This window comes from Halomonas campaniensis (assembly GCF_002211105.1).
GTDB lineage: Bacteria > Pseudomonadota > Gammaproteobacteria > Pseudomonadales > Halomonadaceae > Vreelandella > Vreelandella campaniensis_A.
Genome location: NZ_JPUA01000044.1, coordinates 1 through 696, shown reverse-complemented (window position 1 = coordinate 696; position 696 = coordinate 1). Strand labels below are relative to the sequence as shown.

General features: G+C 44.3%; 1 protein-coding gene. It reads left to right on the top strand.

From position 1 onward, the window contains the following. The first annotated feature begins 179 nt into the window (after positions 1-179). A complete protein-coding gene (locus JI62_RS20535) occupies positions 180-380 on the top strand; it encodes a hypothetical protein (protein ID WP_088701968.1) in 201 nt (66 codons plus the stop codon). Positions 381-696: the final 316 nt, after the last annotated feature.

Sequence of the window (696 nt, the reverse complement as noted above, 5' to 3'; positions counted from 1 at the left end):
ACCGGCGCTGGCCCTCCTTCCTCTACTGTGTGATCCAAAGTGCTGCGGTTATTCTATGAATCCAGGGTATTAAGTGACGGCATAACTTATAGGAAAAATGAATGACAATGGGGCTAACGTCATGAAATCTGCTTTTATCATTGTTCGGATTTATAAATAAACTGAAGGAAATATCACTGATGACAGCAAAAGACTTTGAGCACGCGCCCGGCACAGCATCTCGTCCTCTACGCATCACCACTCCTTCCGGGGAAACGTTTGTACTGGGCAAAACGTCAAATCCTGAGAAAGAACAAGATATGAAGCTTTGCTACAAGCACGGCGTAAAGCACATCAGCGTGCACGCGAGGTTATTTTCAAGCATAGAAGAGAGCTTCTAAACAAATTTTAATGAATATTTGGCCATTTCAAGAATTTAGGGGTCGCCTTAGCCCATAAGTTTAATAGCGCCTGACCGTCGCTGATACCAATAGTCGCAAATGCCTGGATCATTTAAGCTGTATGCTGCCTTTTTTATCATTCATTCCCATTCCTCTTTGTCTACACCAATAATTCAGAAGCGCCCTATAGATATTCCACTACCCATTACTCAGCTTTATTTTTCTGAATGAGCACAGGGCTTTGCTTTGACCCTGGATTCATAGAATAAGCGCAGCACTTTGGACTACAAGGTAGAGGCAGGTGGGCCAGCGCCGG

Coding starts and splice junctions, on each gene's coding strand:
- JI62_RS20535 (WP_088701968.1), top strand. CDS start 180: ATGACAGCAAAAGACTTTGAGCACGCGCCCGGCACAGCATCTCGTCCT.